Genomic DNA, 20,014 nt, shown 5'->3' on the forward strand with positions numbered 1-20,014 from the left:
AAAACGTGCTTTTTTACTTTTCAAATTCTGCCTTGCTTTTAACGTCTCCGTATTCTTCAGCGACTTCTAGGCTGAGAATATCTTGATAGCTAGGCAAGGTGATATCCTGACCGTATTTATTACGAAGTGCTGTTGTGACTAAGCGATAGGCTAAGTTAGCATTGCGTGACAGAATAGGACCGTGGAAATAGGAACCATATACGTTTTTGTAGTGGACACCTTCAGTACCATCTTCGTTATTATTTCCTTTACCATAAATCACTTTACCAAGTGGCTTTTCATCATCTGAGAGGAAGGTGCGGCCTTGATGGTTTTCAAACCCGTAGTAGGTTTCGTTAAATTCTTCATTGTGAATTTTGACATCACCGATAAAACGATTATTTTCCTGATTGAGGGTATAATGCCCCATCACTCCAATGCCATCAATGCGAACACCATTTGCCTGAATATAATATTGTCCGAGTAACTGGAAGCCACCACAGATGGCTAGGATAACCTTGTCATTTTGAATGAAACGGTCAATTGGTTCACGTTTGCTTGGTAAGTCTTTGGCAACGATTGATTGTTCATAGTCTTGCCCACCACCGAAGAAAACCATATCGTAGTAATTGTCATCAAATTCATCACCGACAGACACAATATCAAAGGTCATTTTTGCCCCTAATTTTTCCCCGACGTACTTCATCATGAGAACATTTCCATTATCACCATAAGTATTGAGGAGATTTCCGTAGAGATGGGCGACATTGAGCTCGTATTGGTAATCCTTGTCGGCAGGAGATTGTAGTGAGGTATAAGTCATTAGTTCATCTCCTTTCCAACAGCATGGCGCTGAGCTAAGAGCTCTCGGAATTCTAGCATAGCAGTGTAAGTAGCAAGAATATAAGCATAATCACTCTCTTGATTTTCAATCAAGGTCATAATGTCTTCCAGTTTCTCAGCTTGGGTAATTTTAGTTTCATTGTAACCAGTCACGCGCAAGCGACGAGCAATTTCAGAATGACGAACACCACCAGCGTTGATTTCTGTAATATCCATCTCATTGATGAGTTCAAAATTAGCATCCCAAATCCAACTGGTATCAATGCCATCAGCATAGTTTGCATTGAGAAGGACTGACAAGCTAAAAGGATAATCAGCTAGTTTAATCATCTCGAGAGCTTGGCTTGCTCCGACCGGATTTTTAATGAGAACCAGTGTACATGATTTGTTACCAATCTTAAAGGTTTCTTGACGTCCAAAAACGGCACGAGATTTGTCAAAACCAGCCTTGATTTTCTCTGGAGATACCCCGAAATATTCAGCGACAGAGACAGCGGCAAGGGCATTGTAGATATTATAAAGTCCCCCGACATTGATTTTGTAATCCTGCCCATCAATGACAAATTCAGAAGCAGTATTGGTGATTGTTTTTAGTTCTGTTAATTTGTAATTGAGTTCAGGTCGTTTGAAGTTACAGTTGGGACAGATATAGTCACCTAGATTCGCATAGGTATTAAGAGTGTACTGCAGGATGCCTTCACAGTTTGGACAGACAATTCCTTCTGTGTTGTAGTGGGCCAAAGCTGGCGCAGCTTTTTCAGTATCAAAACTGTAAAATTGAACGGGATTTACCACTTTTTTAGAATTGAAAAGTGGGCTGTCGCCATTAGCCAAAATCGTCGCTTGAGGTGCTTTTGCTGCACCATCTAAAATCATTTGGTAAGTGGTATAAATCTCTCCATAGCGATCCATCTGGTCACGGAAAATATTGGTAAAGACGAAAAGGCTTGGTGTGATGTATTCGGTAATCTTTGGAAGGCTAGCTTCGTCAATTTCGAGCACCGCAATTTTTTTACCAGATTTTCCTTTTTTAGCAGTTAAAAAAGTTGACGTAATCCCTGTAATCATATTAGCACCGCTTGGGTTAGTCACAATCTCTCCGAAGGCTTCTTTGAGAATACCGACAGTGAGAGCAGTTGTGAGAGTTTTACCATTAGTGCCTGTGACAACAACGATTTCATAATCTTGAGCTAAGCTATTTAAAATATCTTTATCAAATTTAAGGGCAATTTTTCCAGGAAGCGTTGAACCGCGTCCCAATTTTGAAAGGATAAAATGAGCTGATTTACCAGCTAAAATTCCTAGAGTTGTTTTTATAGTCATGAGCATATTTTACCATAAAAGATGTAGAGAGTTAAGGAAAAATGGTCTGATTTGTGCTATAATTAAGAAAGAATTTTTGAAAGAACAAGTGACGACAGATGAAATTATTATCACATATTGATGCTAATTATTGGGCATCACTGGTTTCAAGTCCTTGGGTTTTGGCGATTAATATCTTAGATATTGTCATTGTTGCCTATTTGATTTACCGTTCGATAAAAGCCTTGGCGGGAACCAAGGTGATGACACTTATTCAAGGAACGGTATTTTTTGTTCTGACCAAATTTGTGGCAGAATGGCTAGGCTTTGCGACGATTTCTTATTTGATGAATCAAGTCATTACCTATGGAATTATCGCAGGTGTCGTGATTTTTGCTCCTGAGATTAGGGCAGGATTGGAACGCTTTGGACGAGCTACGAATGTTTTTATTGGGACACAGGTTGTTAAAGATGAGGAAAAAGTGATTGAGGCTTTGGTCAAGTCAGTCGCTTATATGAGTCCTCGGAAAATTGGGGCTCTGATGTCCATTGAGGGCACACAGACCTTAAGAGAGTATAAAATGAGTGGGATTCCCCTCAATGCTGATATCTCAAGCCAGCTTCTTATCAATATCTTTATCCCCAACACCCCATTGCATGATGGTGCTGTCATTATTGAAGGAAATAAAGTAGCTACTGCATGTTCCTATCTCCCACTCTCAGAATCTCAAGCCATTTCTAAAGAATTTGGGACAAGACATAGAGCAGCAATCGGTTTATCAGAACATTCAGATGCTTTAACCGTCATCGTCTCAGAAGAAATGGGGGCCATTTCGGTTGCTTACAAGGATAACTTTATCCATGATTTAAGTGTTGAAAAATTCGAAGCCTTGCTCAGAAGTCTTTTGGTTACTGAGGAAGTTCAAGAGAGTTTCTGGAAACGGTGGTTTGGAGGTAAGAAGGTATGAGAAAACGACTTTTTACAAAAAACTCTGGTATCGGGCTCGTTTCGTTATTATTTGCCCTGTTGCTTTTTTTTGCAGCAACATCTAGTAACTATAACAGCACTCAAGGGCAGTTTGATCGAACCACAGAGACTTACAGTCATACCTTAGAAAATATTCCGATTGATATTAAATATGATAGTGATAAATACTTTATTTCAGGTTATTCTTATGAAACGGAAGTGTACCTCACTTCAACCAATCGTTTGAAGCTTGATTCAGAGATTAATAAGTCAACACGAACTTTTAAAGTTGTTGCCGATTTGACCAATTTGAGCGAAGGGACAAGTAAGGTAACGCTTCAAGTGAAAGATTTACCAGATGATGTCTCTGCAACAGTTTCTCCAGTCAGTATGTCGGTTACCATTGGTAAGAAAAAAACAGAAACATTTCCTGTGAGAGTTGAATTGACTGAGGACCAGTTTGAAGATGGTTATGCATTGGAGTCTTATGAATTAAGCTTAACAAAGGTCAAAGTCACAAGTGATGAGACAAATATTGGTCAAATTGACCATGTGGTGGCTGCTCTTCCAGATGGAACGCGACTTGATGAGGATTATAACGATGGTGTAACCCTACAGGCAGTTTCTCAAAATGGTATGATTTTACCAGCAGTCGTTGAACCTGCTAGTGCAAATCTGAAAATCAAAGTCAAACCAGTGACGAAAACTGTTCCTATCAGGGTTGAGTATATCGGTAATATGAGCAGTGAAGTATCAGATATAAAATATGGCTTATCCTTTGATAAGGCAGTGATTCAAGGAACTCAAAAAGCAATAGAGTCTATAGATGAACTGGTTATCTTTGTTGATATCACTGATTTAAAAGAATCAGCGATTCACACCATGCCTCTTGAAGCAGACGGTGTCAGTGTAACACCAGAAGTAGTAGATGTGACACTTAATGTTGTGAAGAAGAAATAGTTTAGTTATCTTTTTGACACACAGAAAGTTTAGACTAAGATGGTATTTATAAGAGTGGATTTTCATAAAAGGGAGTTTAGGCTCCTGATTGTGTGAAAATTATGTCGACATTCTTATGGAAACTTGAAGGGTAATGAGGTTGTTAGGCTAGACATTTGAACTCAGTCTACGCCTCAAACTTTTCGCAAGAGAATTTAATTAGTAATATAATAGAAAATTAGAGAAAGGAAATGTTTGATACCAGCTAATTGTGGTTGGAATTGAACACGGGACGCTAAAAAAAGTGTCTTATTTCCGAAGTGATTTAGCCAATAACTGGCAAAAAATTAATATAAAAGAAAGGTAATGAGGTTGTTAGGCTAGACATTTGAACTCAGTCTAAAAGCGTCGAGAAAATGATAAACTCTCCTAGTGTCTCTAGGACACTTCGTTGAGTTTCCTATTTTCTTCTCGCTTTCTTAACGACCTCTGTATCATAAAGATGGGTAAATATTTTGGGACGGATGGTGTCCGTGGTGAAGCTAATGTTGAATTGACGCCAGAATTGGCTTTTAAGCTTGGGCGTTTTGGTGGTTACGTTCTTAGTCAGCATGAGACAGGGCGTCCGAAAGTTTTTGTGGCGCGTGACACACGTATTTCAGGTGAGATGCTTGAGTCTGCTTTGATTGCAGGTTTGCTTTCAGTTGGTATTGAAGTTTATAAGCTAGGTGTTTTAGCGACACCAGGTGTTTCTTATTTGGTGCGTACGGAAAATGCTAGCGCAGGAGTCATGATTTCAGCTAGTCACAACCCAGCATTGGATAATGGAATCAAATTCTTTGGTGGTGATGGGTTTAAGTTAGCTGATGATCAAGAAGCAGAGATTGAAGAACTTCTTGATGCTGCAGAAGACACTCTCCCACGTCCATCAGCAGAAGGGCTAGGAACTCTTGTTGACTATCCGGAAGGGCTTCGTAAATATGAAAAATTCATGGTTTCAACGGGACTTTCTTTAGATGGCATGAAGGTTGCCCTTGATACGGCAAATGGTGCTGCGGCAGCTTCGGCACGCAATATTTTCTTGGATTTAGGTGCAGAAATTACGGTGATAGGTGATAAACCTGACGGGCTTAATATCAATGCTGGTGTCGGTTCAACTCACCCTGAACAATTGCAAGAAGTGGTGAAAGAATCTGGCTCTGCTATTGGCCTTGCCTTTGATGGTGATAGTGATCGTCTGATCGCTGTTGATGAAAATGGGGAGATTGTTGACGGTGATAAAATCATGTACATTATCGGTAAGTACATGTCTGAAAAAGGTCAGTTGGCACAAAATACCATTGTCACGACAGTCATGTCCAACCTTGGTTTCCATAAGGCGCTTGATCGCGAGGGAATTGCTAAGGCTGTAACGGCTGTTGGTGACCGATATGTGGTCGAAGAAATGCGTAAAAATGGCTATAATCTCGGTGGTGAGCAGTCTGGTCATGTGATTATCATGGATTATAACACGACTGGTGATGGGCAATTAACAGCAATTCAGTTGACAAAAGTGATGCAAGAAACTGGGAAATCTCTTTCTGAGTTGGCTTCTGAAGTGACGATTTACCCGCAAAAATTGGTTAATATCCGTGTTGAAAATAGCATGAAAGATAAGGCGATGGAAGTCCCAGCTATTGCAGCTATCATTGAAAAAATGGAAAACGAAATGAATGGCAATGGTCGCATCTTGGTACGTCCAAGTGGAACTGAGCCTTTGCTCCGTGTCATGGCAGAAGCACCAACACATGAGCAAGTAGATTACTACGTTGACACCATTGCAGATGTTGTCCGTGTAGAAATTGGAATTGATTAATAGGAATTGAAAGGTTGGTATTGCCCAGCCTTTTTACTATGGTGTATAGGATATTTTCGTTTTAGGATTGTTTCAGATGTTAGCTCTGCCTTTTTCCAAATCTATGATATAATAGAAGAAATCTAACAAAGAAAAGAGAAATTGAAATGACATTCAAATCAGGATTCGTAGCCATTCTTGGTCGTCCAAACGTTGGGAAATCGACCTTTCTAAACCACGTCATGGGGCAGAAAATTGCCATCATGAGTGACAAGGCGCAAACAACGCGCAATAAAATCATGGGGATTTACACGACAGAAACTGAGCAAATCGTCTTCATTGACACCCCAGGTATTCACAAGCCAAAAACGGCGCTTGGCGATTTCATGGTGGAATCTGCCTACTCAACCCTTAGAGAAGTTGAAACCGTGCTTTTCATGGTGCCTGCTGATGAGGCGCGTGGTAAAGGGGATGACATGATTATTGAGCGCCTAAAGGCTGCTAAAATCCCTGTTATCCTTGTGATTAACAAGATTGACAAGGTTCATCCAGACCAATTGCTAGCGCAGATTGATGATTTCCGTAGTCAAATGGACTTCAAAGAAATTATCCCAATCTCAGCTCTTCAAGGTAATAATGTGGACACCTTGCTCCGTATCTTGACAGATAATCTGGAAGAAGGTTTCCAATATTTCCCAGAAGACCAAATCACAGACCACCCAGAGCGCTTCCTTGTGTCAGAAATGATCCGTGAGAAAGTCTTGCACCTAACTCAACAGGAAGTTCCACACTCAGTAGCCGTAGTGATTGAATCAATGAAGCGTGACGAGGAGACAGATAAGGTTCACATCCGTGCAACAATCATGGTTGAACGTGATAGCCAAAAAGGCATTATCATCGGCAAACAAGGCGCCATGCTCAAAAAGATTGGCAAAATGGCACGTCGCGATATCGAAATCATGCTTGGTGACAAAGTTTACCTAGAAACTTGGGTCAAAGTTAAGAAAAACTGGCGAGACAAAAAACTCGACCTCGCTGACTTTGGCTATAATGAGAAAGAGTATTAAAGATTAACTCTATATCTTTATTTAGAAAGAGATGAAAGATGACAGTATCACTAGAAGCAGAGCAAGTTTTAAAAGATATCATTGATAATGAGGATACGGGTAATTACTGGCGTAATCGATTTGAAAAGTTGAATAGAAAAGACGATACCATCCTTCGAGGATGTTTTAAAGAATTAAAAGAAGCTGGATTGATTTCAGTAACTTGGGCTGATAACATACCTTATTATCTCCAAGTTTTAAAAGATGGTTACTCTTATGAGAGAACTAAAGAAATGAAAGAAGTAAATATGTCTTACAAAACTACCTCTGCCTATGATGTTTTTCTATCACATGCGAACAAAGATAAACTAGATTTTGTTGATGAATTAAATCGCTCTCTGGAGAAGTTCGGTGTCAATATTTTTTATGATAAGAATTCTTTAGAGTGGGGAGATAATTGGAAGCAACGCATATTAGATGGTGTAAAGAAAGCAACTTTTGCAATTATTGTTATTTCTGAAAATTTTTTTGATAGAGAGTGGACTGAAAAAGAGTTAAATGAGTTTTTAACTAGACAAACTAGCGAGGGACAAAAATTAATTTTGCCTATAATTCATAATATTTCTCATGATGATTTACATGATAAATATCCCGAAGTTGGAGAGATTCAAGTAATCTCTTCTAACTCGTATAGTTCTGATGAAATTGCATTATTATTTGCTAAGCAATTAATTAAGCGACTAAAAGGGCGATAGCATTGAAGAAATCGACCAGCTAGAGTCTGTATCTACTAAACATCGCCTCATGTTGGAGGAGTATGTCACAGGCGGGTTTGCCTTGGGGCATTAAACGAATCAACGCACCAATTTTGGTGCGTTTTTGTTTTTTATGATATAATAAACCTTGAATAGAGGAGGGACTTATGATTGGAGAAAATATCAAATCCTTACGAAAAACACATGATTTGACACAACCAGAGTTCGCTAAAATAGTGGGGATTTCACGTAATAGCCTTAGCCGTTATGAAAATGGAACGAGTTCTGTCTCGATAGAGCTAATAGATTGTATTTGTCAGAAATTCAATGTTTCTTATGTCGATATTGTAGGAGAAGAAAAAATGCTAACACCAGTAGAAGATTATCAATTGACGCTAAAAATAGAAGTCATCAAAGAGCGTGGCGCAGCTATTTTATCTCAACTATATCGCTATCAAGATAGTCAAGGAATCGCTTTTGACGATGAGACCAATCCTTGGATTTTAATGAGTGATGACTTGTCAGACCTTATCAATACCAAGATTTACCTTGTTAATACGTTTGATGAAGTGGAGCGTTACAATGGTTATTTAGATGGTATTGAGCGAATGTTGGAGCTTGCTCGTCATCAGGTGGTGGCTTAATGGCACTGGCAGACTATCATCAAGATGATTTTGACTTTGCCTTAAAACGAACCATTCGTTCCTTAACTCGTGGCAAAGAGACATCAGTTAACCCAAAAGCTATCTTACTTGGTGGGCAAAGCGGAGCAGGTAAGACAACGATACACCGTATCAAGCAGAAAGAGTTCCAAGGGAATATCATCATTATTGACGGTGATAGCTATCGCTCTTTACACCCGAATTATCTAGCCTTGCAGGAAGAATACGGTAAAGATAGCGTGGATTATACCAAAGGTTTTGCAGGAAAAATGGTGGAACACCTTGTTGATGAACTCAGCAAGCAAGGTTATCATTTGTTAATTGAAGGAACCTTGAGAACGGCAGAAGTCCCACGAAAAACAGCTCAGTTATTGAAATCAAGAGGCTATCAAGTCTCGTTAGCTTTGATAGCAACCAAACCTGAATTGTCCTATCTCAGCACCTTAATCCGTTACGAGGAAGTCTATGCCGTAAATCCAAGCCAAGCTAGAGCAACTCCTAAAGAACATCACGATGGTATTGTAGAGCATTTAGTCGATAATCTAAGAGAGTTAGAAAACGATAAACTCTTTGACCAGATTCAAATCTATCAGAGAGATAGAACATGTGTCTATGATTCTGAAATGGATGATGGTCCAGCGGCAGAAGTGCTACAAGAATGCCTCTTTGGAAAATGGAGTAGGGTGGAGGAAGAGATGATGAAGGTGGGTAAAATTCAACTTAATGAATTGATTGAGAAAAATAGACATTGATATTTTACAGATAAAAATTACCTAAGAAATATTGAGAGCTATCCAGTTCTCTTTTTTCTTTCTCAATTTCTAGAATAGGAATTTTCTCCTTCAAATAAAAAACAGTCGATTATAAAAATGACTGTTTTTTTGTTGCGCGTGTTCAATCCGCTTGAATAATGGTGGTGCTTTGTCCGAATTCATCCAGCTGTTCTTGGGTGATTTGATTATCGGTAATGATAGCATCTAGCTGGTCTAATGTATAAAAGTTAAAGAAGTCATAGCGGTTAAATTTTGTACTATCAACCAACAAGATTTTTTCAACAGCATTATCAAGTGCTAATTGTTGAATTTCTCCTTCAACATCACTATAAGTAGCAATGGCGTTATCTGAAACAGCATTGGCACTTACAAAGGCTTTAGAGAATCGCAAGGTTTTTAAGTTAGCTGTTGCCATTGAGCCAATAAAAGCACCGGTGACTTCTCTATACTCTCCACCAATTAATAAAAGGTCTATGGTTTGACTATGGTTGAGGATAAGGAAAACTGGAAGACTGTTGGTGATCACGCGGATATTGCGAGATTTTAACTCAATAGCTAAATGTTCAAGGGTAGTACCTGGTCCAATAAAAATGGTTTCGCCATCTGTGATTAGTGAGTTAGCTTTTTGAGCAATGCGTTTTTTCTCTTTGGTTTGAAGTACTTTTTTTTCAATATGTGTTTTTTCATGAGGTTCTTCAGGATTATAGATACGTTGAGCTCCTCCATGTGTACGGGTCAAAAGACCTTCTTCGGCTAAAGCGTCCAAATCTCTACGGGCAGTCATATCAGAAATGTTTAATTCTTTTATCATTTCTTTAACAGTGATAATACCGTCAACTTTTAACATATCTAAGATACGTTCATGCCTTTCTTTTTTTATCATAATTTATTCCCTTTCAATTGTATTAAAAGATTTATTGTTACTATTTTACCATAAAACAAACAAATAAACAATAAAACGAAACAAAACAAACACAAAAGAAAATTAATGATACGTTGTAGTTAACTATAAGTAAAAATCGAATTATTTCTAGCTTTCAATTAATAATGAATATCAATGTTAAATGAAATTCTAACTAAAAAACACATAAAACTAACAAAACAAACATAAAATATTAAAAAAGATAAAAAATAAACAAAAAAGTGTTGACTTTTGTTTTTGTTGGTGATATTATAATGCCATAGAAATAATGAAAGCGTTATTTCAAACAGTTTTGCAAAAATTTATCGTCGATGTAGCTACATTCAATTATTTTCTAATGTAACAGGAGAAAGAAAATGGCAGTAATTATTGGTGCTGATAAAGCAGGTACAGAACTTAAAGAGACAGTTAAATCATACTTGATTGAACTTGGTAAAGAAGTTGTTGATGTGAGTAAAGTTGGTCAAGACTTCGTAGATGTAACTTTAGCAGTTGCTAAAGAAGTGACTTCTAACGATTCAAACTTAGGAATCGTAGTTGATGCGTATGGTGTGGGACCTTTCATGACAGCAACTAAAATCAAAGGGATGATTGCTGCGGAAGTTTCAGATGAACGCTCTGCTTATATGACACGTGGTCACAATAACTCACGTATCATTACCATTGGTTCTGAAATTGTAGGACCTGGTGTTGCCAAAAATATCGCTAAAGGATTTGTTGAAGGTGAGTACGATGGAGGTCGCCACCAAATTCGTGTTGATATGTTGAATAAAATGTGCTAAAGAATCAAAAGTTAAAATTAGAGGAGAAAACAAATGAAAATTGCAGTAGGCTGTGACCATATTGTTACAAACGATAAAATTGCGGTAGTAGACTATTTGAAAACTCAAGGTTATGAAGTGATTGACTGTGGTACTTACGATAACATTCGCACACACTACCCAATCTTTGGTAAAAAAGTTGGTGAGGCAGTAGCGAGTGGTGAGGCCGATCTTGGTGTATGTATCTGTGGGACTGGTGTTGGAATTAACAATGCTGTCAATAAAGTTCCTGGTATTCGCTCAGCTCTTGTTCGTGATATGACATCAGCTATCTATGCTAAAGAAGAATTGAACGCTAACGTCATTGGTTTTGGTGGTAAAATCACTGGTGGTTTATTGATGACAGATATTATTGAAGCGTTTATTCATGCAGAATATAAACCAACAGAAGAAAACAAAAAACTGATTGAAAAAATTCAACATGTTGAAACTCTCAATCAAGGACAAGCTGATCCACACTTCTTTGATGAATTCCTAGAAAAATGGAATCGTGGTGAATATCACGACTAAGAGGTAAGGTTATGATTCTGACAATAACAATGAATCCGTCAGTTGACATTTCTTATCCGCTTGAACAATTCAAATTAGATACCGTGAATCGTGTTGCTAAAACGCACAAAACACCTGGTGGAAAGGGCTTAAATGTTACTCGAGTTCTTTCCCAACTGGGAGATGATGTGATTGCAAGTGGCTTGTTAGGCGGTAAAATTGGAGAATTCATAGAGAGTGAACTAGATAAGTCAAGTGTAAAACATTCGTTTTATAAGATAGCCGGGGAAACAAGAAACTGTATTGCTATTTTACATGATGGCAATCAAACAGAAATTCTTGAACAAGGTCCTACGATTAGTGAAGAAGAAGCAACAGGGTTCTTAAACTATTTTGAAAAACTGGTTCCAGATTTAGGAATTGTAGCTATCTCAGGTAGTCTCCCAAAAGGTCTTGATACAAACTTTTATTCTCGTATGGTGGGAATTTGTAATAAATATAATATCCCAGTTGTATTAGATTGTTCAGGAGAGGCCCTTCTAAATGTACTTGATGGACAAGAAAAACCAACAGTTATTAAACCAAATACTGAGGAACTTTCTCAACTAGTAGGAACGGAAGTGACTGATGATATTGATAGTTTGAAATCAGTTCTTCACAATTCTCTTTTCGATGGGATTGAATGGGTGATTGTTTCACTTGGTTCAAAAGGAGCCTTTGCAAAACATCATGATGTTTTCTATAAGGTATCTATCCCTAAAATTGAAGTGGTCAATCCTGTTGGCTCAGGAGACTCAACGGTAGCTGGTATTACATCTGCTTTAGTTCATAACGATAGTGATGAGAATTTATTGAAAAAAGCAAATGTACTTGGTATGTTGAATGCTCAAGAAGCGCTAACAGGTCATGTCAATCTTAACAATTACGATAATTTATTTAATCAAATAGAAGTAACAGAGGTATAAAAATGGTATTAACAGCACAAAAACGTTCATTGATGGAAAAAGTCAGCGATAAAAATGGTGTTATTTCAGCATTGGCTTTTGACCAACGTGGAGCTCTTAAAAAAATGATGGCAAAACATCAAACTGAAGAACCAACGGTTGAACAGATCGAAACATTGAAAACAATTGTTTCAGAAGAATTGACAAAGTATGCGTCCTCTATTCTTCTTGATCCAGAGTACGGTTTACCAGCATCTAAAGCTCGTGCAGACGAAGCAGGACTATTACTTGCTTATGAAAAAACAGGATACGATGCAAGCACAACGAGTCGTTTACCAGATTGTTTGGATGATTGGTCAGTCAAACGCCTTAAAGAACAGGGTGCCGATACACTGAAATTTTTGCTATACTATGATGTAGATGGTGATGAGCAAGTAAACCGTCAAAAACAAGCATACATTGAACGTATTGGTTCTGAATGTAAGGCAGAAGATATTCCGTTCTTCCTTGAAATTCTGTCTTATGACGAAGGTATTGCAGACAACACAGGTGTTGAGTTCGCCAAAGTAAAACCTCGTAAAGTGAATGAAGCGATGAAAGTCTTCTCAGATGAGCGTTTCGGTATTGATGTTCTTAAGGTTGAAGTTCCAGTCAATATGAATTTCGTTGAAGGTTTTGGTGATGGTGAAGTTGTTTACACTAAGGAAGAAGCAGCACAACACTTCCGTGACCAGGAAGCTTCAACACACCTACCTTATATCTATTTAAGTGCGGGTGTTTCTGCTAAATTATTCCAAGATACCTTAGTATTTGCGGCAGAATCAGGTGCAAAATTCAATGGTGTTCTTTGTGGACGTGCAACATGGGCTGGATCAGTTCAAGTTTTCATTGAACAAGGGGAAGAAGCAGCTCGTGAATGGTTACGTACAATTGGATTCCAAAATATTGATGAATTGAACAAAGTTTTGGAAAAAACTGCTAGTCCTTGGACTGCAAAAGTATAATCATAAAAATTTTCGGAGGAAAATATCATGAATAGAGAAGAAATCACTCTTTTAGGATTTGAAATTGTTGCTTATGCTGGAGATGCGCGCTCTAAGTTTTTAGAGGCTCTCAAAGCAGCTCAAGCAGGCGACTATGCTAAAGCTGAAGAATTGATTGCAGCTGGTGGTGAGTGCTTAAATGATGCACACAATGCTCAGACAAGTCTTCTACAAAAAGAAGCAGCTGGTGAGGATCTTGCCTTTAGTGTTACCTTAATGCATGGTCAAGATCACTTGATGACTACAATCTTACTTCAAGACCTAATGAAACATATGATTGAGTTGTATAAGAGAGGAGCCAAATAATGAAAGGGTTGATTGCTCAAATTGAGAAAGGGAAACCTTTCTTTGAGAAGATTTCTCGGAATATTTACCTCCGTGCTATTCGTGATGGCTTTATCGCTGGTATGCCAGTCATTCTTTTCTCAAGTATTTTCATCTTAATTGCTTATGTTCCTAATGCTTGGGGATTCAAATGGAGCGCTGATATTGAAACACTTTTGATGACTCCATACAATTACTCAATGGGAATTCTTGGATTGTTTGTTGCTGGTACAACTGCAAAAGCATTAACCGATTCAATGAACCGCTCATTGCCTAGTACAAATCAAATTAACTTCATTTCTACAATGCTTGCAGCAATTGTTGGATTCCTGTTGATGGCTGCTAATCCAGCAAAAGATGGTGGTTTCTTAACTGGATTTATGGGTACTAAAGGTTTGCTTACAGCCTTCATTGCAGCCTTTATTACAGTGAATGTTTACAAGGTTTGTGTGAAAAATAATGTTACCATTCGTATGCCTGATGAAGTTCCACCGAATATTTCACAAGTATTTAAAGATTTAATCCCATTTACTGTCTCAGTCGTATTGCTTTACGCTATTGAACTTCTTGTACATAATGCACTAGGTGTAAATGTTGCGGAATCAATTGGTAAATTATTAGCTCCGTTGTTCCAAGCAGCAGATGGTTATGTTGGTATTACCATTATCTTTGGTGCCTTTGCATTCTTCTGGTTTGTTGGTATCCACGGACCTTCAATTGTTGAGCCAGCTATCGCAGCTATTACCTATGCCAATGCTGAAGCTAACTTACAATTGCTTCAAGCAGGGGAACATGCTGATAAGATTTTGACATCAGGTACTCAAATGTTCATCGTTACGATGGGGGGTACTGGTGCAACATTGGTTGTTCCGTTCATGTTTATGTGGTTGACGAAATCGAAACGTAATAAAGCGATTGGACGTGCGTCTGTTGTTCCTACTTTCTTTGGAGTTAACGAACCAATTTTGTTCGGAGCTCCACTGGTATTGAACCCAATTTTCTTCATTCCATTTATCTTAACTCCAATTGTTAACGTTTGGATTTTCAAATTCTTTATTGATAGTCTAGGAATGAACAGTTTTACTGCAAACTTACCTTGGACAACACCAGCTCCCCTAGGACTTGTACTAGGTACTAACTTCCAGGTTCTATCATTCATCTTAGCTGCTGTTTTGATAGTTGTTGATGTTGCCATTTACTACCCATTCTTGAAGGTTTATGACCAACAAATTCTTGAAGAAGAACGAACTGGTAAATCTTTAGATGAGTTGAAAGAAAAAGTAGCTGCAAACTTCAATACAGCAAAAGCTGATGCTATTCTTGAAAAAGCAGGAGCAACTGAAACTGTGGAATCAAAAGAAATTACTGAACAAACAAATGTTTTGGTTCTCTGTGCTGGTGGAGGAACAAGTGGACTTCTTGCAAATGCTTTGACAAAAGCAGCTAAAGAATATGGTGTTCCAGTTACTGCAGCAGCAGGAAGCTATGGTGGTCACCGTGAAATCTTGCCGCAATATCAACTCGTTATCCTTGCTCCTCAAGTAGCGTCAAACTATGAAGATTTGAAAGTAGAAACAGATAAACTTGGTATCAAATTAGCTAAAACTGAAGGTGCACAATACATCAAATTGACTCGTGATGGACAAGGCGCATTGGACTTTGTTAAACAACAAATGGAAAATTAAAATATGATTTAGGGAAGGTTTGGGGAGTAAAACTGTCTGTTAGACAGTTTTAGCCCGAGCCTTGAAATGAGGAAGCGAGGGAGCTTCCTTTTCTAAAACAAACAAAGAGGAAAAATAAATGTCAAAAACATTACCTAAAGATTTTATTTTCGGTGGTGCAACAGCAGCATATCAAGCCGAAGGTGCTACTAAAACAGACGGTAAAGGTCCAGTTGCTTGGGACAAATACCTAGAAGATAATTACTGGTATACGGCTGAGCCAGCAAGTGATTTCTATAATCGCTATCCTGTTGACTTGAAGTTATCTGAAGAATTTGGTGTTAATGGAATCCGTATTTCAATCGCTTGGTCTCGTATTTTCCCAACAGGATTTGGACTAGTCAATGAAAAAGGTGTTGAATTCTATCATAATCTTTTTGCTGAGTGTCATAAGCGTGGCGTTGAGCCATTTGTAACTCTTCACCACTTTGATACTCCTGAAGCTTTACATTCAAATGGCGATTTCTTAAACCGTGAAAATATTGACCATTTTGTTAACTATGCAGAATTCTGTTTTAAAGAATTTACAGAAGTTAACTATTGGACTACTTTCAACGAGATTGGACCAATTGGTGATGGACAATATCTTGTTGGTAAATTCCCACCAGGTATCAAATACGATCTTGCTAAAGTCTTCCAATCACACCATAACATGATGGTTTCTCATGCTCGTGCTGTGAAACTGTTTAAAGATGGTGGATATAAGGGTGAAATTGGAGTAGTACATGCTCTACCTACAAAATATCCGTTTGATAAAAACAACCCAGATGATGTTAGAGCGGCGGAACTTGAAGATATTATCCATAATAAATTCATTCTTGATGCAACTTATTTAGGTGGTTACTCAGAGAAAACATTGGAAGGTGTTAATCATATTCTTGCACTTAATGGAGGTACACTAGATCTTCGTGATGAAGATTTTGAAGCACTTGAAGCTGCAAAAGATTTGAATGATTTCCTTGGTATTAATTATTACATGAGTGACTGGATGCAGGCTTTTGATGGACCAACGGAAATTATCCATAACGGTAAAGGTGAAAAAGGAAGCTCTAAGTACCAAATTAAAGGTGTCGGACGCCGTGAAGCACCAGTTGATGTACCTAAGACGGATTGGGACTGGATTATATATCCGCAAGGTCTGTATGATCAAATTATGCGAGTAAAACGAGACTATCCAAATTACAAGAAAATTTATATCACTGAAAATGGTTTGGGATATAAAGATGAATTTGTTGATAACACGGTGTATGACGATGGACGTATTGACTATGTGAAGAAACACTTAGAAGTCATTTCAGATGCGATCGAAGATGGAGCCAATGTTAAAGGATACTTTATTTGGTCCTTGATGGATGTTTTCTCATGGTCAAATGGTTATGAAAAACGCTATGGTCTCTTCTATGTAGATTTTGAGACACAGGAACGTTATCCGAAAAAATCAGCCTACTGGTATAAACAAGTAGCAGAAACTCAGGTTATTGAATAGATAGTATTCTTCTTAAAAATTTCTAACGCAAGATAAGAGTGTGGGTTTAATACTGACGCTCTTGTTTTGTATAACGGAGGGAAAGATATGGTTATTGAATTAAAAAATGAACAGTTAACAGTACAGTTTTCGGAGTTTGGTGGTGCTTTATCTTCTATTAAAGATAAAGATGGAGTTGAATACCTTTGGCAAGGTAATCCAGAATATTGGAGTGGACAAGCGCCAGTTTTATTTCCGATTTGTGGTAGTGTAAGGGATGATAAAGTGTTTATAGATGAAAAAGTGAGAAATATCCCGAGACATGGATTGGTTAGAAAGGAAAATTTTGATTATTGTAAGATAGATGACAGCACAGTGTCCTTTAGTTTTAAGGCTAATGAAAAAACACTTAAAGAATATCCTTATCATTTTGTGTTGAATATTATATATAAATTACATGGTTCAACAATAACAACGGAATATCAGGTGACAAGCAGTGAAATTGAACGTTCAATTCCTTACTTTATTGGAGGTCACCCAGGATTTAATTGCCCTTTAGAAAATAACGAGAAATACGAAGATTATTATTTAGAATTTTCTGAACATGAAACATGTAGCATTCCAAAGAGTTTCCCAGATACTGGATTACTTGATTTACAAGATAGAACCCCTTTTCTTGAAAATCAAAATAAACTAGATTTGAATTATTCTTTGTTTTCACACAATGCTATTACCCTAGATCAACTAAAGTCACGTAGTGTCAGTTTGAAGTCTAAAAAAAGTAATAAGGGAATTAAGGTGGATTTTAAAGATTTTCCACATTTAATTATTTGGTCTACCACTAATCAAAGTCCATTTATAGCCTTAGAGCCATGGAGTGGATTATCAACATCATTAGAGGAATCAGATATATTGGAAGAGAAACAGGGGGTTACAGTTGTAGAACCAAGTCAAACGAGTATTAAATCATTTGCTATTACAATATTGTGACGAAAGTGTTGTTTGAAAAAAACTTTTCTTGTAAAAATGACAGATAGCAAGTATGATAGAAAACCTCAACTCGAATCGGTATCTGGCAAACACCGCCTCAGTTGGAGGAGTATTTTACAGGTGAATTTGCTTTGGGATGTTAAGAAAGATGAAAAGTTAGCTCAGCTTTTTAGTTATTCGTGTGAACAAGTATCGAACTATTCCCACTGTTCTTCCTCCCAGTCCTATCAAACGATTGGAAGACTATAAAAATAAAAATCGTCACATGATATTAACGTTTTAGCTTATCAACTTATAGAAGAATATCCATTTTTCAAAATTATCGCCACAAAGTTTTGGCGTTTTCAGATATAAAGGTAATTGAAATTGTTGGTGTAAGGACAGTTGGATCGCGCATAATATGGGTTATTTGGTTGTTTTTTCAAATAATTGACTTTTCTATCCTGAAATCACTCATTGAAATTAGTAACTACGGGAATGATTCGTATCAAAGTCAAGTTTTTGCATAGCAATATCCATGTTTTTTGACATGGATTTTTTTTATACTTAGTGTACAAATTAAGAAAGAGGTGTTGACATGGAAGGAATGATTCTATTTTCCTTATCTGTTTTTATTGCTGGGTTACTTTCATTTTTCTCTCCCTGTATTTTCCCCTTGCTTCCAGTGTATATGGGCATTTTATTAGACTCTAGTGAGGAGAGACAGGTGCGTTTCTTAGGTCTGACCATTAATTGGTATAGCCTTATCAAGACACTTAGCTTTATGCTTGGCTTATCGTCTGTTTTTCTGATTTTAGGGTTTGGTGCAGCCAGCCTAGGTCAAGTTTTAAATAGTCCAATTTTTCGTATCGTCATGGGAGCTATTATGTTGCTCTTAGGATTGCACCAGATGGATTTACTGACAATTGCTCTTTTGCAAAAACAAAAGAAATTGCAACTTTCCATTCAAGATAAAAAAGGAGCATGGTCTGCCTTTCTATTAGGGTTAACCTTTAGTTTTGGTTGGACTCCTTGTGTTGGTCCCATTTTAGGGTCAGTTTTAGGACTTGCAGCTTCTGGTGGTGGCAGTTCGCTACAAGGAGGGATGTTATTACTGATTTATACCTTGGGGTTATCTTTTCCATTTTTACTGCTCAGCCTTTCTACAACAGTAATGATGCGCTATTTTACAAAACTCAAGCCTCATATGTTACGGATGAAAAAAATGGGCGGAGCGCTTATTATCATTATGGGACTTTTACTCATGCTTGGAAAAGTTGATACTATAACAGCATTTTTTGAAACATTATTTTAAATGAATAAAAGGAGAACACACATGAAATCAACAAAAACACTCACAACAATGGCACTATTACTTATCTCAACAGGTCTATTAACAGCTTGTTCGACAACACAAAAGATGGAAGATAAAAAAGCTGAGACCACAATGATGGAAAAATCAGATAAAATGATGGACGACAAGAAAATGTCAGGAGACAAAATGATGGACGACGAGAAGATGTCAGAAGATAAAATGATGGATGGCAAGAAATAAGCCTCATCATAAAAGAACGACATGACAAGTTAGAAAATCTTGACTCAAAGGAGGAGGAAGAAATGAAGAAATTACAGTTACTAGCAACCGTAGTTGCGTGTGCAGGTGTCATGACTGCCTGCTCGGCACAGTCAGGTAAGGGCGACGAAAATGGTGCTAAAATGTCTAAAACAATGCCTACACAGTCAGATAAGTCTCAGAAAATTGTTGCAGAAGGTATGGATTTTCAATTGACCGGTATTGATGGAAAGACTTACCACTTGTCAGATTATAAAGGAAAAAAAGTTTATCTTAAATACTGGGCCTCTTGGTGTCCAATCTGTTTAGCAGGTCTTGAAGAATTAGATCAGCTTGCTAAAGAGGCACCAGAAGATACAGTCATTCTATCAGTGGTATCTCCTGATCATAAGGGAGAACAATCCACAGAAGACTTCAAAAAATGGTACAAGGAACTTGGTTATAAGCATTTACCAGTTCTTCTTGATCCTGATGGCACGCTTATTTCTGAACAAGGTGTAAGGGTTTACCCGACATCCAGTTTTATCAATGAAAAGGGAGAATTTGTCAAGACCCAACCAGGTCATTTAGAATCTGATGACATTTTGGAACAATTAGCAAATTTGTAATGCTATCTATAATCAGTGAAGGAGTTATCCCA

At 37.7% G+C, this 20,014-nt stretch carries 21 protein-coding genes and 1 pseudogene; 19 read left to right on the plus strand and 3 right to left on the minus strand.

What is annotated here, in order from left to right; all coding sequences use genetic code 11:
* Nucleotides 1–13 precede the first annotated feature (13 nt).
* The gene (gene gatD, locus AB6M99_RS03960) at nucleotides 14–802 is read right to left on the minus strand and encodes a lipid II isoglutaminyl synthase subunit GatD (protein WP_121834310.1); all 789 of its coding nucleotides are present in this window, start codon (nucleotides 800–802) and stop codon (nucleotides 14–16) included.
* A complete protein-coding gene (gene murT, locus AB6M99_RS03965) occupies nucleotides 802–2,145 on the minus strand; it encodes a lipid II isoglutaminyl synthase subunit MurT (RefSeq protein WP_369351113.1) in 1,344 nt (447 codons plus the stop codon). Before murT ends, gatD begins: the two co-directional genes overlap by 1 nt.
* Nucleotides 2,146–2,243: 98 nt before the next feature.
* Between murT and cdaA the strand changes: the two genes are divergently transcribed.
* From cdaA to pezT, 8 genes and pseudogenes are all read left to right on the plus strand, one after another.
* Nucleotides 2,244–3,092, plus strand: a complete 849-nt coding sequence (cdaA, locus tag AB6M99_RS03970) for a diadenylate cyclase CdaA (RefSeq protein ID WP_369351114.1) — start codon at nucleotides 2,244–2,246, stop codon at nucleotides 3,090–3,092.
* Nucleotides 3,089–4,051 (plus strand): YbbR-like domain-containing protein, encoded by a 963-nt coding sequence (locus AB6M99_RS03975; protein WP_121834312.1) that lies wholly within the window; start codon nucleotides 3,089–3,091, stop codon nucleotides 4,049–4,051. Before cdaA ends, AB6M99_RS03975 begins: the two co-directional genes overlap by 4 nt.
* Nucleotides 4,052–4,532: 481 nt before the next feature.
* Entirely contained in the window at nucleotides 4,533–5,885 is a 1,353-nt protein-coding gene (gene glmM / locus AB6M99_RS03980; RefSeq protein WP_121834313.1) for a phosphoglucosamine mutase, read from the plus strand.
* 146 nt (nucleotides 5,886–6,031) lie between these two features.
* Nucleotides 6,032–6,931 carry a GTPase Era gene (gene era / locus AB6M99_RS03985; RefSeq protein ID WP_121834314.1) on the plus strand — a complete coding sequence of 300 codons (900 nt, stop codon included), beginning with the start codon at nucleotides 6,032–6,034 and terminating at the stop codon, nucleotides 6,929–6,931.
* Between the two features lie 287 nt (nucleotides 6,932–7,218).
* Nucleotides 7,219–7,665 (plus strand): toll/interleukin-1 receptor domain-containing protein, encoded by a 447-nt coding sequence (locus tag AB6M99_RS03990; RefSeq protein WP_369351197.1) that lies wholly within the window; start codon nucleotides 7,219–7,221, stop codon nucleotides 7,663–7,665.
* Nucleotides 7,664–7,759 (plus strand): annotated as a pseudogene (locus AB6M99_RS03995) (DNA mismatch repair protein MutT); the annotation flags it as partial. The gene AB6M99_RS03990 and the pseudogene AB6M99_RS03995, both read left to right, overlap by 2 nt.
* Nucleotides 7,760–7,832: 73 nt before the next feature.
* The gene (pezA, locus tag AB6M99_RS04000) at nucleotides 7,833–8,309 is read left to right on the plus strand and encodes a type II toxin-antitoxin system antitoxin PezA (protein WP_121834316.1); all 477 of its coding nucleotides are present in this window, start codon (nucleotides 7,833–7,835) and stop codon (nucleotides 8,307–8,309) included.
* Entirely contained in the window at nucleotides 8,309–9,079 is a 771-nt protein-coding gene (gene pezT / locus AB6M99_RS04005) for a type II toxin-antitoxin system toxin PezT (RefSeq protein ID WP_121834317.1), read from the plus strand. The genes pezA and pezT overlap by 1 nt, the downstream gene beginning before the upstream one ends.
* Nucleotides 9,080–9,221: 142 nt before the next feature.
* On the opposite strand, the gene AB6M99_RS04010 is transcribed toward pezT, so the two are convergent.
* Entirely contained in the window at nucleotides 9,222–9,983 is a 762-nt protein-coding gene (locus AB6M99_RS04010) for a DeoR/GlpR family DNA-binding transcription regulator (RefSeq protein WP_121834318.1), read from the minus strand.
* A gap of 395 nt (nucleotides 9,984–10,378) precedes the next feature.
* On the opposite strand from AB6M99_RS04010, the gene lacA reads away from it, so the two are divergent.
* The 11 genes from lacA to AB6M99_RS04065 all read left to right on the plus strand — a co-directional run bounded on the left by lacA (nucleotide 10,379) and on the right by AB6M99_RS04065 (nucleotide 19,982).
* Nucleotides 10,379–10,804, plus strand: coding sequence for a galactose-6-phosphate isomerase subunit LacA (gene lacA, locus AB6M99_RS04015; protein ID WP_121834319.1), 426 nt, complete (start codon nucleotides 10,379–10,381; stop codon nucleotides 10,802–10,804).
* Nucleotides 10,805–10,837: 33 nt separating this feature from the next.
* Nucleotides 10,838–11,353 carry a galactose-6-phosphate isomerase subunit LacB gene (lacB, locus tag AB6M99_RS04020; RefSeq protein WP_121834320.1) on the plus strand — a complete coding sequence of 172 codons (516 nt, stop codon included), beginning with the start codon at nucleotides 10,838–10,840 and terminating at the stop codon, nucleotides 11,351–11,353.
* A gap of 11 nt (nucleotides 11,354–11,364) precedes the next feature.
* Nucleotides 11,365–12,297 (plus strand): tagatose-6-phosphate kinase, encoded by a 933-nt coding sequence (lacC, locus tag AB6M99_RS04025; RefSeq protein ID WP_012775547.1) that lies wholly within the window; start codon nucleotides 11,365–11,367, stop codon nucleotides 12,295–12,297.
* On the plus strand, nucleotides 12,294–13,280 hold the full coding sequence (lacD, locus tag AB6M99_RS04030) for a tagatose-bisphosphate aldolase (RefSeq protein WP_369351198.1): 987 nt from the start codon (nucleotides 12,294–12,296) through the stop codon (nucleotides 13,278–13,280). The genes lacC and lacD overlap by 4 nt, the downstream gene beginning before the upstream one ends.
* Nucleotides 13,281–13,307: 27 nt before the next feature.
* Nucleotides 13,308–13,625 carry a PTS lactose/cellobiose transporter subunit IIA gene (locus AB6M99_RS04035; protein WP_024409319.1) on the plus strand — a complete coding sequence of 106 codons (318 nt, stop codon included), beginning with the start codon at nucleotides 13,308–13,310 and terminating at the stop codon, nucleotides 13,623–13,625.
* Nucleotides 13,625–15,328 carry a lactose-specific PTS transporter subunit EIIC gene (locus AB6M99_RS04040; protein WP_121834322.1) on the plus strand — a complete coding sequence of 568 codons (1,704 nt, stop codon included), beginning with the start codon at nucleotides 13,625–13,627 and terminating at the stop codon, nucleotides 15,326–15,328. Before AB6M99_RS04035 ends, AB6M99_RS04040 begins: the two co-directional genes overlap by 1 nt.
* A 118-nt stretch (nucleotides 15,329–15,446) precedes the next feature.
* Nucleotides 15,447–16,853 (plus strand): 6-phospho-beta-galactosidase, encoded by a 1,407-nt coding sequence (lacG, locus tag AB6M99_RS04045; RefSeq protein WP_121834323.1) that lies wholly within the window; start codon nucleotides 15,447–15,449, stop codon nucleotides 16,851–16,853.
* Between the two features lie 87 nt (nucleotides 16,854–16,940).
* Nucleotides 16,941–17,822 carry an aldose 1-epimerase family protein gene (locus AB6M99_RS04050; protein ID WP_369351261.1) on the plus strand — a complete coding sequence of 294 codons (882 nt, stop codon included), beginning with the start codon at nucleotides 16,941–16,943 and terminating at the stop codon, nucleotides 17,820–17,822.
* 577 nt (nucleotides 17,823–18,399) lie between these two features.
* On the plus strand, nucleotides 18,400–19,116 hold the full coding sequence (ccdA2, locus tag AB6M99_RS04055) for a thiol-disulfide oxidoreductase-associated membrane protein CcdA2 (RefSeq protein WP_121834325.1): 717 nt from the start codon (nucleotides 18,400–18,402) through the stop codon (nucleotides 19,114–19,116).
* 21 nt (nucleotides 19,117–19,137) lie between these two features.
* Nucleotides 19,138–19,356 (plus strand): hypothetical protein, encoded by a 219-nt coding sequence (locus AB6M99_RS04060; RefSeq protein ID WP_121834326.1) that lies wholly within the window; start codon nucleotides 19,138–19,140, stop codon nucleotides 19,354–19,356.
* 62 nt (nucleotides 19,357–19,418) lie between these two features.
* On the plus strand, nucleotides 19,419–19,982 hold the full coding sequence (locus tag AB6M99_RS04065; RefSeq protein ID WP_121834327.1) for a redoxin domain-containing protein: 564 nt from the start codon (nucleotides 19,419–19,421) through the stop codon (nucleotides 19,980–19,982).
* Nucleotides 19,983–20,014: the final 32 nt, after the last annotated feature.

The sequence above is a fragment of the Streptococcus hillyeri genome, assembly GCF_041081565.1.
Taxonomy (GTDB): Bacteria; Bacillota; Bacilli; order Lactobacillales; family Streptococcaceae; genus Streptococcus; species Streptococcus hillyeri.